The 17,589-nt window shown below is 59.4% G+C and carries 17 protein-coding genes; 9 read left to right on the plus strand and 8 right to left on the minus strand.

What is annotated here, in order from left to right:
- Positions 1-270, plus strand: a 270-nt coding sequence (locus D7D26_RS05625) for a transposase (RefSeq protein WP_147413033.1), incomplete at its 5' end; no start/stop codon positions are given.
- Between the two features lie 482 nt (positions 271-752).
- Here the strand turns inward: D7D26_RS05625 and D7D26_RS05630 are convergent.
- Together D7D26_RS05630 and D7D26_RS05635 are read right to left on the minus strand one after the other, a co-directional pair.
- Positions 753-1,988 (minus strand): dicarboxylate/amino acid:cation symporter, encoded by a 1,236-nt coding sequence (locus D7D26_RS05630; protein WP_078016655.1) that lies wholly within the window; start codon positions 1,986-1,988, stop codon positions 753-755.
- Between the two features lie 25 nt (positions 1,989-2,013).
- On the minus strand, positions 2,014-3,051 hold the full coding sequence (locus D7D26_RS05635; RefSeq protein ID WP_078016654.1) for a threonine aldolase family protein: 1,038 nt from the start codon (positions 3,049-3,051) through the stop codon (positions 2,014-2,016).
- Between the two features lie 152 nt (positions 3,052-3,203).
- On the opposite strand from D7D26_RS05635, the gene D7D26_RS05640 reads away from it, so the two are divergent.
- From D7D26_RS05640 to D7D26_RS05670, 7 genes are all read left to right on the plus strand, one after another.
- Positions 3,204-4,154, plus strand: coding sequence for a LysR family transcriptional regulator (locus tag D7D26_RS05640; protein WP_120372376.1), 951 nt, complete (start codon positions 3,204-3,206; stop codon positions 4,152-4,154).
- A gap of 239 nt (positions 4,155-4,393) precedes the next feature.
- Complete coding sequence (locus tag D7D26_RS05645) at positions 4,394-5,311, plus strand: ABC transporter permease (protein WP_078016652.1); 918 nt, start codon at positions 4,394-4,396, stop codon at positions 5,309-5,311.
- A complete protein-coding gene (opp1C, locus tag D7D26_RS05650; protein ID WP_078016651.1) occupies positions 5,304-6,164 on the plus strand; it encodes a nickel/cobalt ABC transporter permease in 861 nt (286 codons plus the stop codon). The genes D7D26_RS05645 and opp1C overlap by 8 nt, the downstream gene beginning before the upstream one ends.
- Positions 6,165-6,170: 6 nt before the next feature.
- Positions 6,171-7,148, plus strand: a complete 978-nt coding sequence (locus D7D26_RS05655; protein WP_120372377.1) for an ABC transporter ATP-binding protein — start codon at positions 6,171-6,173, stop codon at positions 7,146-7,148.
- A complete protein-coding gene (locus D7D26_RS05660) occupies positions 7,135-8,103 on the plus strand; it encodes an ABC transporter ATP-binding protein (protein ID WP_120372378.1) in 969 nt (322 codons plus the stop codon). The genes D7D26_RS05655 and D7D26_RS05660 overlap by 14 nt, the downstream gene beginning before the upstream one ends.
- Positions 8,104-8,185: 82 nt before the next feature.
- A complete protein-coding gene (locus D7D26_RS05665; RefSeq protein ID WP_120372379.1) occupies positions 8,186-9,757 on the plus strand; it encodes an ABC transporter substrate-binding protein in 1,572 nt (523 codons plus the stop codon).
- Between the two features lie 142 nt (positions 9,758-9,899).
- Complete coding sequence (locus tag D7D26_RS05670) at positions 9,900-10,733, plus strand: M55 family metallopeptidase (RefSeq protein WP_120372380.1); 834 nt, start codon at positions 9,900-9,902, stop codon at positions 10,731-10,733.
- 100 nt (positions 10,734-10,833) lie between these two features.
- Here D7D26_RS05670 and D7D26_RS05675 read toward each other — a convergent pair whose 3' ends face one another.
- The 5 genes from D7D26_RS05675 to D7D26_RS05695 all read right to left on the minus strand — a co-directional run bounded on the left by D7D26_RS05675 (position 10,834) and on the right by D7D26_RS05695 (position 15,682).
- The gene (locus D7D26_RS05675; RefSeq protein WP_120372381.1) at positions 10,834-12,345 is read right to left on the minus strand and encodes a tripartite tricarboxylate transporter permease; all 1,512 of its coding nucleotides are present in this window, start codon (positions 12,343-12,345) and stop codon (positions 10,834-10,836) included.
- A gap of 11 nt (positions 12,346-12,356) precedes the next feature.
- Positions 12,357-12,836 carry a tripartite tricarboxylate transporter TctB family protein gene (locus tag D7D26_RS05680; RefSeq protein WP_120372382.1) on the minus strand — a complete coding sequence of 160 codons (480 nt, stop codon included), beginning with the start codon at positions 12,834-12,836 and terminating at the stop codon, positions 12,357-12,359.
- Positions 12,837-12,917: 81 nt separating this feature from the next.
- Complete coding sequence (locus tag D7D26_RS05685) at positions 12,918-13,880, minus strand: Bug family tripartite tricarboxylate transporter substrate binding protein (RefSeq protein ID WP_120372383.1); 963 nt, start codon at positions 13,878-13,880, stop codon at positions 12,918-12,920.
- Positions 13,881-13,930: 50 nt separating this feature from the next.
- Positions 13,931-14,926 (minus strand): 2-hydroxyacid dehydrogenase, encoded by a 996-nt coding sequence (locus D7D26_RS05690; RefSeq protein ID WP_078016643.1) that lies wholly within the window; start codon positions 14,924-14,926, stop codon positions 13,931-13,933.
- Positions 14,927-14,956: 30 nt separating this feature from the next.
- Positions 14,957-15,682 (minus strand): RraA family protein, encoded by a 726-nt coding sequence (locus D7D26_RS05695; RefSeq protein WP_120372384.1) that lies wholly within the window; start codon positions 15,680-15,682, stop codon positions 14,957-14,959.
- Between the two features lie 161 nt (positions 15,683-15,843).
- Here D7D26_RS05695 and D7D26_RS05700 point away from each other — a divergent pair, with 161 nt between their 5' ends.
- A complete protein-coding gene (locus D7D26_RS05700; RefSeq protein ID WP_120372385.1) occupies positions 15,844-16,812 on the plus strand; it encodes a LysR family transcriptional regulator in 969 nt (322 codons plus the stop codon).
- A gap of 138 nt (positions 16,813-16,950) precedes the next feature.
- On the opposite strand, the gene tnpA is transcribed toward D7D26_RS05700, so the two are convergent.
- On the minus strand, positions 16,951-17,427 hold the full coding sequence (gene tnpA, locus D7D26_RS05705) for an IS200/IS605 family transposase (RefSeq protein ID WP_120372386.1): 477 nt from the start codon (positions 17,425-17,427) through the stop codon (positions 16,951-16,953).
- Between the last annotated feature and the right edge of the window lie 162 nt (positions 17,428-17,589).

Genomic DNA, 17,589 nt, shown 5'->3' on the forward strand with positions numbered 1-17,589 from the left:
GGGAGCAACGTCATCGGCGATAAGGCTTACGGTTCGCAAGCCATCAGAGAGTACATTACTTCTCGGGAGGGAAGTTACACTATCCCGCCGAAGAGCGATAATCCCGAACCGTGGTTTATAGATGAGCATGTTTACAAGGAACGACACTTGGTTGAATGTTTCTTTCAGAAAATCAAATGGTTCCGTAGAATTTTCACCCGCTATGACAAACTTGACGCTTCGTTTTTCGCTTTTGTTCTTGTTGCTGCCAGTGTTATTTTATTGAAATAATACAAGCTGAAATGTTTTTTTTAACAAGCCCTAATATAATCATGTTTGTTTCTGCTTAATTAATGCAAATTTCTTCGCGATTACTATCATCCTTAATATCCATAACTAAACTATAAAGCTCCGAGGTAGTGCAGAATGCCCGTGAAAAACGAGATCACATCTGTCCGAGCTTTCGGAATGAGATCTTTTTGACGCTTGAGAACGTTGTCGAGCGTCTGTGCCGTACGATCAGAAATCTCACCGATCAAACCATAAAAAGTATTACGGCAAGACAATAGGTCGTCGGTGTTTTAAACGGGAAACAATATAAATACAAAAAACTAAACTCTCAATAAAAGGCATCTTTTAGCAAGATATTTTTCTCCTCCCCATCGGAAACTACACGCAAAAAAATTGCGGCGTTCATCGCTGAGCTTGTGCTCTTCGATGATCGGCCGCGATTTTTTCTCTCTGTCTCTCGACGTTTTCTATGTGAAAATCTTCTAGGCTCTCTGTTTCTCCGCGTTGTACTTTTTTTCGGCTGTGCCGACGATAATGGTACCGACGAGGTCGCCGAGACAGTTGTTCGTCGTGGTGCCCATGTCGAAGAGGCGGTAGAACGCGGCGATGATGCCGACGACTTCGATAGGCAGTCCCACGGACTGGACGACGACCATCAGCTTGACGATGCCGCTGCCGGGGATCCCCGCGCCGCCCATGGAGAGGATGGTGGAGATGAACACGGCGTTCAGCAGCTGCGGCATCGACATGGGCTGGCCGATCATCTGGCTGATGAAGAGGATGACGCAGGCGTAGAGCAGCACGGAGCCGTCGGAGTTCATCTGCGAGCCGAGGGGGATGGTGAAGCCGGAAACGCGCTCCGGAATGCCGAATTTTTCCTCGGCGGTCTTGATGTTGACGGGGATCGTGGCGATGGAGCTGCACGTGGAGATGGTGTAGATCCACACGTCGGCGCTCTCCTTGATGAACCGGAAGGGGTTCATGTGAGGCTTGAAGGTCAGGAGGAAGCCGCCGTACACGAAAACGACGTGGGCGAAGCAGGCGGCGTAGTAGGTCCCTACGAGCACGGCCATGGAGGTGAAAATGCCGGCGCCGTACTTGCCGAAGGAGTTGCCCATGAGGAAGAACACGCCGACGGGCGACACGTCCATGACCATGCCGATCAGCGAGAAGACCATGCTGCTGAAGCCGTCGAAGCACTTTTTCATCGTCGCCTTGCGTTCGGGATCTTTGATGCGCAGGATGGCGACGCCGAGCAGGATGGCGATGACCAGCGTCTGCACGATGTTGCCGTCGGCGAACGTCTTGATCATGTTGGTGGAAAACAGCCCTTTGAGGAAGCCGGCGAAGGTGATGTCGACGCCGCCCTTGATCTGCTGCGAGGCCATGCCGGCGAAGTTAGCGAACTTTCCGGGCTGGAGCAGCGTCGCCACGGCCAGGCCGACCGCGCAGGCCAGCACGGTGGTGACCACGTAATAGGCGATGATGCGCGCGCTGACGCGGCGCAGCGAGGCGAGGCTGTCCTGCGAGGTGATGCCGGTCACGATCGTGCAGAGCACCATGGGGACCACGATCATCTTGATGCAGTTGAGCCAGATGTCGCCGATGAAGCCGAGCTGGACCATGGTCTTGCCGCCCACGAGTCCGGCGACGGAACCGAGGATCATAGCCACGAAAACCTGTGTCGTCAAAGAGATCTTCTTGCCGCCGATAATCACTGTGTTGTGCCCCTTTCGAATATGGTCAAAGCGCCGCGTCGATTTCGCGGATGATAGCCGCGGCCCGTTCCGCGTCGCGGCGCGTGATGCCCTTGTAAAAGACGAGCCGCACCGAGGTGTTGATGATGGGGCGGATCAGCAGCCCCTTTTCCCTGGCGCGCTCGCAGAATTCCCGAGGCGTGACGCCGGCGTCTTTGACGTCGAGCATCATGATGTTGGTCTGCACGTTTTTCTGCACGAGCGTCTTTTTCAGCCCGGTCAGCAGCGAAGCGCAGTACGCGGCGTTTTCGTTGTCTTCCCTCAGACGCTCTATATTGTGCTCCAGCGCGTAGATGGCGGGCGCGGCGACAACGCCGGCCTGACGCATGGCGCCGCCGAGCAGCTTGCGGGTGTCCTTGGCTTTCCCGATGAAGTCTTTCGGCCCGCAGAGAAGGGATCCCACGGGCGCTCCCAGCCCTTTGGAGACGCAGAACATGAGCGTGTCGGCGTATTGGGCCAGTTCCTTCACGGAAACGCCGAGATACGCGGCGGCGTTGAAAACGCGCGCGCCGTCCATGTGGACCGGCACGCCGTATTTATCGGCCAGGCGGCGGACGGCGGCCATGCGTTCCGGCGTGATACAGGTCCCGCCGGTGTAATTGTGGGAGTTCTCGACGCAGATCAGCTTGACGGGTTTTTCCCTGAGCGTTCGCTCCATGTCGGCCGGGTCGGGCATGCCGTCGGCGTCGAATTTGTAAAAAGCTTTTTCCATCTGCCCGAAGCGCGGCTCGAAGGCGGTTTTTTCGCTGCGGTCGAGGTGCTGCAGCTCGTCGACCAGCACGGTGTCGCCGGGACGGCACCAGGTTAGCAGGGCGGCCTGGTTGCCCATCGTGCCGGAGGCGCAGAACAGAGCGGCCTCCTTGCCCGTGAGAGAGGCCGCCATGTCCTCCAGTTTGTTGACCGTTGCGTCTTCGCCGCGTCCTTCCGCGTCCAGCCGTCCGTCGTCGCCCAACGGCGCCGACAGGATCGTCTCCAGCATGGGGCGGTCCGGGAGCGTAAGCGTATCGCTTCTTAAATCGATCATTGTGCGCCAGCCTCTTTTCGATCGTGAAAATTTGTTCTTGCACTGCTATTAAATGTCAGCTGTCTGATATAATCCAATATAAATGTTAGAATATCATCATAGATAAAAATAAATGATAAATGGACATTACCTCAGAATAAGGAGGCCGCGTCATGTTTCAGTACGCCGACTATATCTATGCCGTTTACCGCGAACGAAGCTTCAGCAAAGCGGCGGACAAACTGTTCATCACCCAGCCGTCGCTCTCGATCACCGTCAAAAAGGCGGAAGCCGAACTGGGACTGCCCATCTTCAACCGCCAGACCGTGCCCGTGACGCTGACGCCGTTCGGGGTGGAATACATCCAGGCGCTGGAACAGCTGCGCGGACTGGAACGACGGCTGCGCGAGTTCGTCGAGAAAGAAGGGACGCTGCAAAGCGGCCGGCTGGCGGTCGGCGGCAGCAATCTCGGCATCTCCTATTTCGTGACGGAACGTCTGGCGGATTTCCACCGCCGGTATCCGCAGATCGAGCTGCAGGTCCGCAATTTGAATACAATGCAGGCCAAGCATCTGCTCGATTCCGGCGAACTGGACTTCGTGATCACCAACCGTCCTTACGACGGCAAAAAGTACGAGCAGAAAGTGTGCTATCGCGAGTGCCTGATCCTCGCCGTACCGAAATCGTTCGGCGTCAATGAAACGCTTTATGGCAAACGGCTTGCGCCGGACGAACTGGGCGACGCGGTCTTCTCCGTTCCCGCGGCGCGATCGGTGCGTCTGGACTCTTTCACCGGGGTGCCGTTTCTCCTTCTCAGCAATCAGAATTACCTTCGCCAATACACCGACATCCTCTTCCGCGAACGCGGCGTCGATCCGCCGATAGTTCTCGAGGTGGAACAGTCGGCTGAATCCTTCAACTTCGCCCGCCTCGGACTGGGCGCGACGATCCTGAGCAACCGGCTCGTGCAGAGGCCCGATTGCGAGGCGCTGTATTTTTACAAGCTCGACAGCCGCTATGCGGAACGCGACGCCTTCCTCAGCAGCCGCCGCGGCGCCTATTTCACTTCGGCCATGAAGAGCTTCGAGCGGATGCTGCTGGACCTGGAATGGAGCGAAAAATAGTTTTTTCCGCGTGCGGCGCGACGTTTTTGGGACAGAAAAAATGTATACGATTTTTCAAGACCGCTTTGAAGATATGCTTGAAAAAAATTATGACAGTCTCTATACTTTGATCTAAGAAATATAAAATCATTCAGGAAAAGACGCCGTACAAAAGCGTTTTTCAATGAAAGCGGACGAGGAGATGATGGGGAAGGACCACGCGGCGATCCAATCTTTACGAAAGGGGAAAGTGAAACACCATGGGGAAGTATATTCTTCGCAGGCTTGTGATGTCCGTCCCCGTCATGATCGGCGTCTCCATTGTCGCGTTTCTCATTATGCACCTGACTCCGGGCGATCCGGCACTGCTGCTTGCCGGTCCCGACGCGACGATCGAGGACGTGCAGCTGATCCGTGACCGATTCGGTTTGGACGATCCTCTGCCCGTTCAGTATGTACGGTTTGTCAAGGGAGTTTTCGACGGTTCGCTTGAATCGATGAAATATGAGGTTCCCGCGATCGGCCTGATCGCATCGCGGCTGAAGAACACGGCGGTTCTCGCCGGGGCGGCGATGCTGCTCGCGGTCGCTCTGGGGGTGCTGGCGGGAATTCTCTCGGCGGTGCGGCGGTATTCGTGGATCGATTATCTTTCCACGTCGCTGGCGCTGATCGGCGTTTCGATGCCGGCCTTCTGGCTGGCGATCATGCTGGTCATGCTGTTCGCCGTCGAGCTGGGCTGGCTGCCGGCCGCGGGCATGGGCGGCGTGCGGCACATTGTCCTTCCTTCCGTCGTGCTGGGCACGGGCTCGGCGGGGATCATCGCGCGCATGACCCGTTCGACGATGATGGACGTGCTGCGCCAGGATTACGTCACAACGGCCCGCGCCAAGGGGCTGACGGAGCGCGTCGTCGTGTATCTGCACGCGCTGCGCAACGCCATGATCCCCACGGTGACCGTGATCGGCATGCAGATCGGCTCGCTGCTGACGGGGGCCGTTCTCACCGAATCGGTCTTCGCCTGGCCGGGGGTGGGGCGCCTGCTGGTCGATTCGATTCTGGGGCGCGACTATCCCGTGGTGCAGGCGACGCTGCTGGTGGTGGCTTTTATCTACGTAGGGGCCAATCTTCTGGTCGACATCCTCTACGCTTTTCTCGATCCGAGGATCCGCTATGAATAGTCGGGGAAGAACGCAAACTCACGCGGCGCTGGTATGGCGCCGTCTGCGCCGGAGCAAGACGGCGGTCGCGGGGCTGGTCATCGTCGGCGTGTATCTGTTTCTGGCTCTCTGCGGCCCGTGGCTGGCTCCGTACGATCCTTACTTTCAGGATCTGAACCTTTCCTATCTCCGTCCCTGTATGGCCCACTGGCTGGGCTGCGACGAGTTCGGGCGCGACATCCTCAGCCGTCTGCTTTACGGCGCCCGCGTCTCGCTGGTGATCCAGTTCTGGGCGGTGATGATTTCGCTGGCGGTGGGGACGTTCCTCGGTTCGGCCAGCGGCTACTTCGGCGGCAAGGTCGACGAGATCGTCATGCGCCTGATGGACGTCATGATGGCTTTTCCGGGCATTCTGCTGGCACTGGCGATCGTCGCCATCCTCGGGCCGAGTCTGACGAATCTGATCGTCGCCATCGGCATCAACTCGGTGCCGGGATTTTCGCGCGTAGCGCGCGGCGCGGTGATCAGCGTCAAGAAAAACGATTACGTGACGGCGGCGCGGGCGATCGGCGAGAACGATCTGTCGATCCTGTTCCGCTACGTCCTGCCCAACGCCATCTCGCCGATCATCGTGCAGACGACGATGCGCATGGCGACGGTGCTGCTGACGGCCGCAGGGCTGGGCTTTCTCGGGCTGGGGGTACAGCCGCCGTCCCCCGAATGGGGAACGATGCTTTCCGCCGCCCGGGTGTACCTGCGTTCCGCCCCTCACGTCGCGATCATTCCCGGCGTGACGATCATGATCGTCGTCCTCGGCTTCAACTTCTTCGGAGACGGGCTTCAGGACGCGTTGAATCCCCGTTTGAAGGAGTAATCCGCCATGACTGACGATAAAACTCTGCTTCGCGTCGAAAATCTGAACGCGTGGTTCTACACGGAAGAAGGGATCGTCAAGGCGCTGGAAAACGTCAGTTTCAGCGTCGGCCGCGGCGAGATCCTCGGCCTCGTCGGCGAGACGGGCTGCGGCAAGTCGGTGACCTCGGCCTGCATCATGCGTTTGATCCCGTCGCCGCCGGGAAAGATCATCGGCGGCAAAATCCTGTTCGAGGGCGAGGACCTCGCGCAGGCGACGCCGGAACGGATGCGCCAGATCCGCGGCAAGGATATCGCCATGATCTTTCAGGATCCGATGAGTTCGCTGAACCCCGTCTTCACGGTAGGGCGTCAGGTGGAAGAGGCGATCCGCGTCCACAATCCCGATATGAGCGCGGCGCAGATCCACGCTCGCGCGGCGGAGATGTTCAAAAAAGTCAATATCCCCGATCCCGAAAAGTCGATGAAGCGCTATCCGCACCAGTTTTCGGGCGGCATGAAACAGCGCGTCATGATCGCCATGGCGCTGTCGTGCAACCCTCGGATGCTGATCGCGGACGAGCCGACGACGGCGCTCGACGTCTCCATTCAGGCTCAGATCCTGTCGCTGATAAAAGATTTGCAGAAGGATTTCGGCAGCAGCATCATGCTGATCTCCCACGACCTCGGCGTGATCGCCACGATGGCGCAGAAGGTAGCCGTCATGTACGCCGGCAGCATCATCGAATACGGCACGGTCCGCCAGATCTTCGAACATCCGCTTCACCCTTACACGCAGGGATTGCTGGGAGCTATTCCCCGTCTCGATCAGGCGCAGGAATATCTGGAAGTCATTCCCGGCGCGCTGCCCAATCTGCTGCATCTGCCGGAAGGCTGCAAGTTCCGCGCCCGCTGCTCGCGCGCGACGAAGCGCTGCGCTCTGGCGCGGCCGGTGGCCGTGGAAGCGGAGGAAGGACATGAGGTGGCCTGCTATGAATATCGTTGAAGTCAAAGATCTTCACATGTACTTCCCGATTCTGAAGGGCGTGCTCTTCCATTCGGTCGCAGGGCACGTCAAGGCCGTGGACGGCGTTTCCTTCTCCATTCCCGAGGGCGAGACGCTGGGACTGGTCGGCGAGTCGGGCAGCGGCAAATCCACCGTGGGCAACATGCTGCTGCGTTTGCTTGCGCCGACGTCGGGCGAGATCCTGTACCGGGGACGGTCGATCCTTGGCCTTTCGCCGCGGGAAGAACGCGAGTTCCGCAGCCGGGCGCAGATGGTCTTCCAAAATCCCTTCGCTTCGCTGAACCCGCGCATGATCGTCGGCGACATCATCGGCCGCGTGCTGAAAGTGCAGCGTCCCGAGCTGAAAAAAGACGAAGTGCGCGATCTGGTTCTGGACGGCATGCAGGAAGTGGGGCTCAAGGTCGAGCACATGACGCGCTATCCGCACGAATTCTCCGGCGGCCAGCGCCAGCGCATCGCCATCGCCCGGGCGCTGATCTCGTCCCCCGAGTTCATCGTCCTCGACGAGCCGACTTCGGCGCTCGACGTCTCCGTGCAGGCGCAGATCCTCAACCTGTTCAAGGATATCCAGAAGAAGAGACATCTTTCGTATCTGTTCATCAGCCACAATCTCTCGGTGATCCGTCACATCAGCCACCGCATCGCCGTGATGTATCTCGGCAGCCTGATGGAATTCTGCGACCGGCAGGAAATGTTCCGCAACCCGCTGCATCCGTACACGCAGGCGCTGCTGCGCAGCATTCCCAAACCCTACGTCACCGGCGAGGACATTTCCGACAAGATCATCAAAGGAGACATCCCCAGCCCGATCGACCCGCCGGCCGGATGCCGCTTCAACACGCGCTGTCCGCAGGCGACCGACGAATGCCGCCGGGTGCGGCCGCAATGGAGAGAAGTGAACGCCGGACACTGGCTCGCATGCCATCAGGTTTAGCGAGCCGTTTCGATGTTTTCCGCCGTTTTTGCGGCGGAAGGGAATCCCCGCAAGGGATGAATTTTTTAAGGAGGAATGCCGTATGAAGTTTTACCGTACCGCGCTGCTTGCGCTCGCGGGGGCGGCTCTGCTCGCCGCCGGACCGGTTCTGGCTCTGGACAAGGACGTCCTGACGATCGTCAAGTCGGCGGAAATCATTTCCCTCGACCCGCAGGACATCACCGACACGCCGTCCGAAGACCTGAACCGCAAGATCTACGAAGGGCTCGTCGATTTCAATATGTCGCTGGACGTCGTGCCCAAGCTGGCCAAGAGTTGGGAAATTTCCGAAGACCGGCTGACCTGGACGTTCAAACTCCGCGAAGGCGTCATCTTCCACAGCGGCGCGCCCTTCAACGCCGATGCGGTCAAAGTCAACTTCGACCGCATCCTGAACGGGCGCTACAAGAGGACGTCCCTCTACCAGCCCATCATCAAGGAAGTGCGCGTCGTCGACGAATACACCGTGGCGTTCGACCTCAAGCAGCCCTTCGGCCCCTTCCTCAACAATCTGGCCCACACCGCCGGCCTGATCCTCGACCCCAGCTACGTCAAGGATCCCGCCAAAAACGCCAGGATCAAGCGCCAGCCCTCCGGCACCGGCCCCTTCAAGTTCGAGGAGTGGGAACCCGGCGACTACGTGAAGATGTCCGCGTTCGAGGATTACTGGCAGGGCAAGCCCAAGCTGAGCGGCCTGATCTACAAGTTCGCGCCCGAGGCTTCGACGCGCGCCATGCTCGTCGAGACCGGCGAGGCCCACGTGGCCCAGGCCGTCGATACCAACGACGTGGAGCGGCTGAAAACCCGCGACGACGTGGAGATGCGCATCTTCCCCAACATCACCGTTTACACGCTCGTCGTCAACACCAGCGACGCGATCCTCGGCGACGTGCGCGTGCGCCGGGCCCTGAGCCACAGCGTCGACCGCCAGGGCATCTGCGACAAGATCCTGCACGGCAACGCCGTTCCCGCTTACAGCATCATCTCCCCGATGATCAACTGCGCTGCCGGCCAGAACAACATGATCGCCTACGATCCCGAACTGTCCAAAAAGCTGCTCTCGGAAGCCGGCTGGAACAAGATCGGCGAAGACGGCATCCGCACGAACGCCGAGGGCAAGCGCCTGAGCGTCGAACTGTGGACCTCCAGCAAAAGCGCCATCATCCCCGAGGCTTACATCGGTTTCGCCCGGGCCGTGGGCATGGAGATCAAGCTCCAGGCCATGGACTGGGCGACGTTGAACTCCCGCATCGAATTGCCCGAAGAGAAAAACAAGGCGCAGATTTTCATGATGGGCTGGAGCCCCTCCACCGGCGACGCCGACTGGGTGTACCGTCCGCTGCTGGCTTCCTGGCTGGTGCCTCCGACGGGACAGAACCAGAGCTTCTATCGCAACGAGATCGTCGATCAGGGCATCAAAGACGGCATGCGCGAATCCGACAACGCCCTGCGCAAGGCCGCTTACGAAAAGATCGAAGAACAGCTGGTCGCCGATCAGCCCCGCATCCCGATCTATTCCATCAAGAACCTGTACGCCGTCCGCAGGGAAGTGAAGAACCTCGACATTTACCCGATCAACTTCGTCATGGTGAATCACTTGACCTACGTGGAATAAACGGCTCGCAAAAAACGGAAGCGCGCGGATCCAGGCGCGAAAGCGGGACTGAGGCCGGCCTTTTCCGCCCTCAGTCCTTTTGCTGTCGCCGCCGCGCCCCTCGTGACGAACAAAAATCCCGTGAAAGGAATCTGATCGCCCCATGAAAATTTACATCAGCGCCGATATGGAAGGCTGCACCGGCGTGACCGACGTTCATCAGACCATGAACGGACGTCCCGAATACGCTTTCGGCTGCAGGATGGAACTGCACGACGTGCGCGCCGCCGCCGAAGGCGCGCTGGAAGCCGGCGCCGACGAAGTGCTGGTCAACGACGCGCACGGGCGCAAGATCAACGTCGACATCGACGGCCTCGGCAGCCGCGTGCGCCTGCTCAGCGGCACGCCCAAGCCCCTGGGCATGATGGAAGGCTGCTCGGGAAGCGACGGCGTCTTCTTCATCGGCTACCACGCCATGGCCGGGACCCCCGTCGCCGTGCTCGACCACACCATCTCCGGCGGAACGGTCTATTCGATCGAACTGAACGGCGTGGAGATGGGCGAACTGGGGCTGAACGCCGCCGTCGCCTCCTCCTTCGGTCTGCCGGTGGCGCTGGTCGAGGGCGACGACGCATTGGAGCGCGAAGTCCGCGCGCAGCTCGGCGCAGCCCCCGTCTACGCGCGGGTGAAAATCGCCAAGGGCCGTCTGGCGGCGGACTGCCTGTCGCCGGAGGACTCCTACGGCTATATCAAGGCGAAGGCGAAGGAAGCCGTTGAGCGCCTGAAAGCGCGCCAAATCCCGCTTTTCGACATCGGCGACGGCAGCTACGACCTGCGCGTCACTTTCCACACCACGGTCCAGTGCGACGCGGCCACTCAGATCCCCGCGCTCGAACGCCTCGGCGGCCGCACCGTGCGCGTCCGCGGCCGCGGCATGGCGGAAATGCGCCGCTGGACCGGCGCGATCGTCGGGCTGGCAAGCACGGCCAACAGCTGATTCGATTCGGCGTCTGCAAACTGGTCTGCAAGCTTCGACACAAAAAATTTCTGCCCGGCCGCAACGGTCGGGCAGAAATTTTTTTGGATGCGCAACGGGGTCAGGCAGATTTTTCCTGAACCCTTGATTTTTTGTTCACGTAATTCATCAGGACCGGCGTGAACATGGAGAGCGCGATGAGGACCAGCAGCGCAAGGCTGATGGGACGGCTCAGGAAATATTTGAACATATTGCCGCGGGACATGATCAGCGCGCGGCGCCAATTGCTCTCGACGATTTCGCCCAGCACCATGCCCAGCACGAGGGGCGCGGTGGCGAAACCCGTCCGCCGCAGCAAATACCCCAGCAGACCGAAAGCAAGCATCACGAACACGTCGAACATGTTGTTGCGGATCGCGTAGGTGCCGATGGCGGAGAGCGCGACGACAAGCGGACCGAGCACGCCCATCGGGATGGTGCTGACCCGGGCCACGTATTTGGCGACAGCCAGACCGATGAGCCCCATGAGAACGTTGGAAAGCAGATAACCGAATATGATCGTGTAGGTAACGGGAGCCTTTTCGGTGAACATGGAAGCTCCCGGGACGAGTCCGTGCATGAGCATGCCGCCGAGAAGGATGGCCGCCACCGCGCTGCCGGGCAGAGCCAGCGTGATCAGGGGAACGAGCGCGCCGCCGGTGGCGGCGTTATTGCCGGCTTCGGACGAGGCCACCCCTTCGAGAGAGCCGTTGCCGAATTTCTCGGGATGTTTGGAGAATTTTTTGCCGAGGCTGTAACAGACCCATGAAGAAACGCCGGCGCCGGCCGCCGGAATGATACCGATGATCGTGCCGATGACGGATGAACGGGCGATGGTCGGAATCAGCCCTTTGAACTCGCTCCAGGGCGGCAGGATACGCCCCGTCATGCTCTTTTCGTCGACGATGGCATGCTTGCCCTTGAAGACATCGTCGGCGATGATCATGACCTGCGAGATCGAGAACATGCCGATCAGCGCGGGAACGAACTGGATGCCGTCTTCGAGCTGGATGGAACCGAAGGTGAAACGCGGCGTGCCGGTGATGGCATCCAGACCGACGGTGCCGAGGAACAGGCCGAGAATGCCCGAAAACAGCCCCTTGTACAGCGATTCTCCAGCCAGGGAGGCGATGATCGTGACGCCGAAGATGGCCAGCATGCAGTACTCAAGCGCCGAAAATTGCAGGGAGAATTTCCCCAACGGCGGCGAAAGGAACAACAGCGCCAGCGCGCCGACGACGCCGCCGATCATGGAAGCGACCGTGCAGACGCCGACGGCTTCCATGCCGCGTCCCTGCTGGGTCAGCTTGTATCCATCGATCGCCGTCGCGGCAGAAGCCGGCGTGCCGGGCGTGTGGCACAGCGTGGCGGTGATCGAGCCGCCGTAAATGGCCGACGTATAGACGGCCGTCAGCATGATCAGCCCGGCGACGGGCGACATTCCGTAGGTGATGGGAATCAGCAGCGCCACGCCCATGGATGCGCTGAAGCCGGGCAGAGCGCCGATGACGATGCCGCCGACGGTGCCGACGATCAGCCCCGTCAGCGCCCCCCACTCGAAGGTCATACCGAGGACCTGTCTTACCAGTTCCATGAGATCGCCTCCTAAAATCCGCCGCGCATCCGCAGCCAGTTGCCGAGCCAGCCCAATTCGTCGATGGAGACGTTCAGCTGACGAACGAGGAAGAAATAAGCGAAGGCCACGAATCCGGCGGTGGTGACCGCGATGAACAGCCAACTCTTCTGCTTGAGAAAACGCATCGCCGCCATCAGAAAGAGTATCGTTGCGGCATAGTAACCAACGGCGAGGAACAGCAGAACATAGACAACGATCAAAGCGAACATGGTCAGCGGCGTTTTCAACGTAGCGCAGGTCACGAAAGGCCTGACGGGGTTCTCCGCCGTTGCTCGGCGCGTTTTTCGAATGCCGTCGGCTAAGATGATGAGGCCCAATACCGCCATAAAGGCGAGCAGAATGAGCGGCATCAGAGCCGGTCCCATGTCCATCCTCAGGGCACAACACGTGAAAAAGGCGCAGAACAGCAGGATGACGATGCCAATGGTCACGTCCTGATGTCGTTTCATGAGAAACCTCCCCTTGTTTTACTCAAAGCGCCGCTGACCGGCAAAAGGCAGCGGCGCGAAAAATTTCACATCAGGCCGGGATTAACGCTTCACGTCCCAAATCCTGCATCTCCACTCGAGCTGATCGTTCAGCAGCTTCTTGTAAGCGTCGCCGGAATAGAGCTCGACGTTGACGCCCATCTTGCGCATGTTCTCGAGACACTCGGGGTCTTGAATAGCGGCGCTGACGGCCTGGGTCATCTTCGCGACGATCTCGGGATCGACGCCCTTCATGTAGGCGTAGCCGCGCGCGGAGAAGGAGACGTAATCGCCCAGCCCCAGTTCCTTTTCGGTAGGCACGTCGGGCAGCTGTTCGTCGCGCTCGTTGGCAAAGAGGACGATGACCTTGTAGTTTTCTGGATTGAGCGTGACGTCGCCGACATTGCCGATCAGGAAATCGATGTTGCCGGAGATGAACATGGTGTTCGCGTCGCCGGCTCCGCCGACAGGCACGACGCTGACTTTGGCGCCGTGGAATTTTTCGAGCATGCGGGCCACGCTCGCTTCGCCGCTGGTGATGCCGGTGCTGGAAGCTGCCGTCAGGAGTTCGTTGCTCTTGGCGTATTCGAGCAGGCTTTTATAATCCGTGAAACGCTTTTCGTCGGGGCGGATGGCGATGACCTGATAGTCGATGGCCTGGTTGGCAAGAAGCTCAAAGTCGTCGATGGTCTCTTTGCGGGGCGTCTTGTCGTCGTAGTGCCCGAACACGGCGCTCAGGTTGACGAGGGCGAACGTGTTGCCGTCGGCGGGCGTGTTGTGGAGAAAACGGTTCCACGCCACCCAGCTGCCGCTGCCGGGACGGTTCTCGACGACGACGGGCACGCCCAGCTGCTTTTCAAGCGCCGCCGCCAGATAGCGGCAGCCGAGATCGGAACTGCCGCCGGCGCTGTACCCGCATACCAGCGTGATCGGTTTGGTCGGCCAGTCGTTTTCCGCCGCGGCGGCGCTGCAGAACAGAACGGTCAGCGCCGTCACAATACCTGCGATGCGTGAACTTTTTTTCATTATGATTCGCCTCCTAAAAAATTTTGAGGATCCGGTGCGGTGTGAACATTTCAGAGCGGATCGGAAATCCGCTGCCTGCCAAGGAACTGCCGGTTGACGACGCTGCGCGGGTTCGGTCCGCGGCCGCTTTCCATGGCGTCGATGTTGTCCATGATGTAGACTGCCATGTTGCGGTTGTTGTCTTCCGTGTTGCCGCCGGCGTGGGGGGTGATGATCAGGTTGTCGAGTCTGAAGGCCGGATGATCGGCGGGGAGCGGCTCGTTCTCGATCGTGTCGAGCGCGGCGCCGAAGAGGCGTTTTTCCGCCAGCGCCTTCAGCAGCGCTTCGGTGTCGACGATGCCGCCGCGGGCGGTGTTGACCAGAAGGGCCGATGGTTTCATTTTGGCGAGGGCGGCTGCGTCGATCAGGTGCCGGGTCGAATCGAGCAGAGGCATGTGCAGGCTGACGATGTCGCTGCTCTTCAGAAGTTCGTCGAGCGGCAGAAATTCGACGCCCAGCTCCTTTTCGGTCTCCGGCGCGGCGCGGCAAGGATCGTAATAGGTCACTTCCGCGCCCATGCCGCCGACGGCTGCGGCCACACGCCGGCCGATGCTGCCAAGGCCGACGAGGCCGACGCGTTTGCCGCTGATCAGCCACGAGCGCGCGATGATGTCTTCCTTGTCCTTGCGCCCCGCTTTGGCGCGGCTCATCAGCTCGGGCAGATGGCGCAGCGAGGCGAGCATCAGCATGACGGTCAGTTCGGCGACGGGCTGCGAGTTGACGCCGGCGCAGATCGAGACGGTGATGCCTTTTTTCCCCGCCGCCTCGATATCGACCGCGTCGAAACCGACTCCCCAGCGGTGGATCAGTCGGGCGTCGCCGCCGAGTTTTTCGATTTCCGACGCTCCCATCGGGAAGCCGCGCAGGATATAATAGGTACCGTCCAGATGCCTCGCCAGATCCTCGCCGCTCAGGACTTCTGCCACGTCGTAGCGGCCGGCGCAGCGTTCGTACAGGATTTTTCTGCCCGCATCCGGCACTCTGCCGGCGATGACGACCTTACTCATAACATCGCGCTTCTTTCGGGAGCGGACGCTTTACAGGCCGTATTTGTCGGCGAAGCTGCCGAGAATTTCAGGAGTATGGCCTTCCATGCGCTTTTTGGTGGTGGCGGCGTGTTTTTCGGCGTACGCTTTCCAGTCGCCGTCCATCAGCGTGAACGTCCGGTCCTCCGAAGCTTTTTTCTTCTGCGCGGCAGCCGCCATTTCCGCGGCGTCCTCTTTGTGGATCACGACGATGCCGTCCATGTCGCCGACCAGGATGTCGCCGGGGAATACAACCTGCCCGCCGCAGGCGATCGGCGCGTTGATCTCGCCCGGGCCGTTCTTGAAAGGCCCCTGCGGCGTGATGCCGGCGCAGTAGACCGGCATGGACAACCCGCGCAGCGCGTCAAGATCGCGCAGGCAGCCGTCGACGACGACGCCGGCAAGCCCCTTGTACTGGGCGAATTTGAGCATGATCTCTCCGGCCAGCGAACGGTTGTTGCAGTGACCGCCGTCCACGACGATAATGTCGCCGGGGAGCGCCATGTCGAGCGCCTGATGAAAGAACAGGTTGTCGCCCGAGGGGACCTTGACCGTGACGGCCGTACCGAGCAGCTGCACGGCGTGATCGGGATTGACGAGGCGCATGGAGTCGTGCATGCAAAAGAGGCGGTTCATTTCGTCGTTGATATTGCTGGAAGGAATACCCTTGAAGGCTTCGACGAGATCGCGCCCCGGGCGTCTGACTTCGCTGAAGATCCGATTGCCGATTGTGCTCATGAAAATCGCTCCTTTGAAATTGCCGGGAAATTAACCGGCCGGACTGTTGAGGAAAATGCTTTTTATCCTGCTTATCACGATAAACGGTTCCGACTTTTTTATCAAACAGAAAAAAGCGGGAGAGGCTCACAGCTTTTGACTGTCAGAAGGAGGGAAGGGAAATGCCTTTGCGAAGTTTGAGATATTTTCTGGTCGCCGCCGAGGAGATGAATTTCCGCAAAGCGGCCGAGCGACTCTACATCACGCAGCAGTCGCTCAGCTCCAGCATCCAGAAATTGGAACGCCAGTACGGCGTCGCGTTCTTCGAGCGCAAGCCGCGGCTGATCCTGACGCCGGCGGGGCGCAGCATGGTCGAGTACGTGCGCAAAGTCCTGCACACCGAGCAGCAGCTTGTCGCTGCCCTGGCGGACACCTCGCGCACCAGCACGGGGTCGCTGCGCGTCGGCGTGACGGGCACGCGCGGCGCCGTGTTCATGCCGCGCATCTGGGACGTGTATCACAGACAATTCCCCAACATCGTCGTCACCACCGTGGAAGCTTCAACCGCGGAACTGGACGAGCTGCTTCGGGACGGAAAGATCGATCTCTATATCGGCGTCAACGTGCCGCGGCACAGCAACATGCAGGTGCTGACCTTCATGCGGGACCGCATCTTCTGCGTCTTCAGCCGCCGCTTCCTGGCGAAAGTCCCGCCGGCCTGGCGCGAAGCGCTGCTCGATCCGCACGGTTTCGATCTGACGAAGATCGACAGCATGCCGCTGATCACGTTCACTCACAGTAACGGACTGCGCTACACGCTGGAACGCTTTTTCGAGAAGCAGGACATCCATCCCAACATCATTTTCGAGACGAGCCGGCACGATCTGGCGCTGAACCTGTGCCGTCAGGAACACGGCATCGGCCTCGTCTACGAAATGATCCTCTACGACGCCTTGAGACGCCCCGACGTCGCCGGCGAGCTTTACGCCGTGCCCGTCCGCGCCGAACTGCCGCAGAAAAACACCGAGCTGGCCTACCGCCTGGAGAGCTTCCGTCCCCGCTATCTGCAAGGCTTTATTCAGATCGCTCGGGCCGTTTTCGAAGAGTACTCACAGACCGTCGGCGCCGTGATTCGCCGCGCGCAAAAATGACCGGTCCATAATCATAACCACCGGCCGTGCCGGTGGTTTGCACAAGCCCCCTTGGGGCATCTTCCCAGCCGAGCCTATAGGCTCATCGAAAAGTCTGTCAGCCGCGCAACTCTCACAGGCTGCCCCTAAAGGGGCTCTCTACTTGCCTTCCTGTGCCGGCTTACCCGTAAACGGGTCAACGTACTCTTTGATCGTCAACTGTTCCTCGGCATGATCTTCCTGTAATTGATTCCTGATGGAGGTCTCTATTGCATTCTTGTTGCGTCCTACCGTGCTTACGTAATAACCGCGGCACCAGAAATGTCGATTGCCATATTTGTACTTCAGATTCGCGTACTTCTCGTAAATCATCAGACTGCTTTTACCTTTCAAGTAACCCATCACCTGTGATATGCTGTATTTGGGCGGTATACTCAGGAGCATGTGGACGTGATCTTTGCATGCTTCCGCCTCCAATATTTCAATTTCTTTGTACGCACACAGTTTTCTCAGCATCAGGCCAATGTCTTGTCTGATCTTCCCGTAGATGATCTGGCGGCGATACTTCGGCGCAAATACCACGTGATACTTACACTCCCACTTCGTGTGTGCTAAACTACTTATGTCAAGTTTCATCAGGACTTGATCCTCCTTTGGTTTGGCTTGGCGGCTGACAGACCGTTCTTACTTTACCAAAGGAGGAGTTCTTTTTCTCCATAGCTAAAGCCTTTTGGAACCACCGGCACTGCCGGTGGTTTTCGTTTTACAAAAAAACGAGTCTGTCTCGCCCCCTCGCGG

Origin of the sequence: Pyramidobacter sp. CG50-2, from assembly GCF_003612005.1 — a bacterium.
Taxonomy (GTDB): domain Bacteria; phylum Synergistota; class Synergistia; order Synergistales; family Dethiosulfovibrionaceae; genus Pyramidobacter.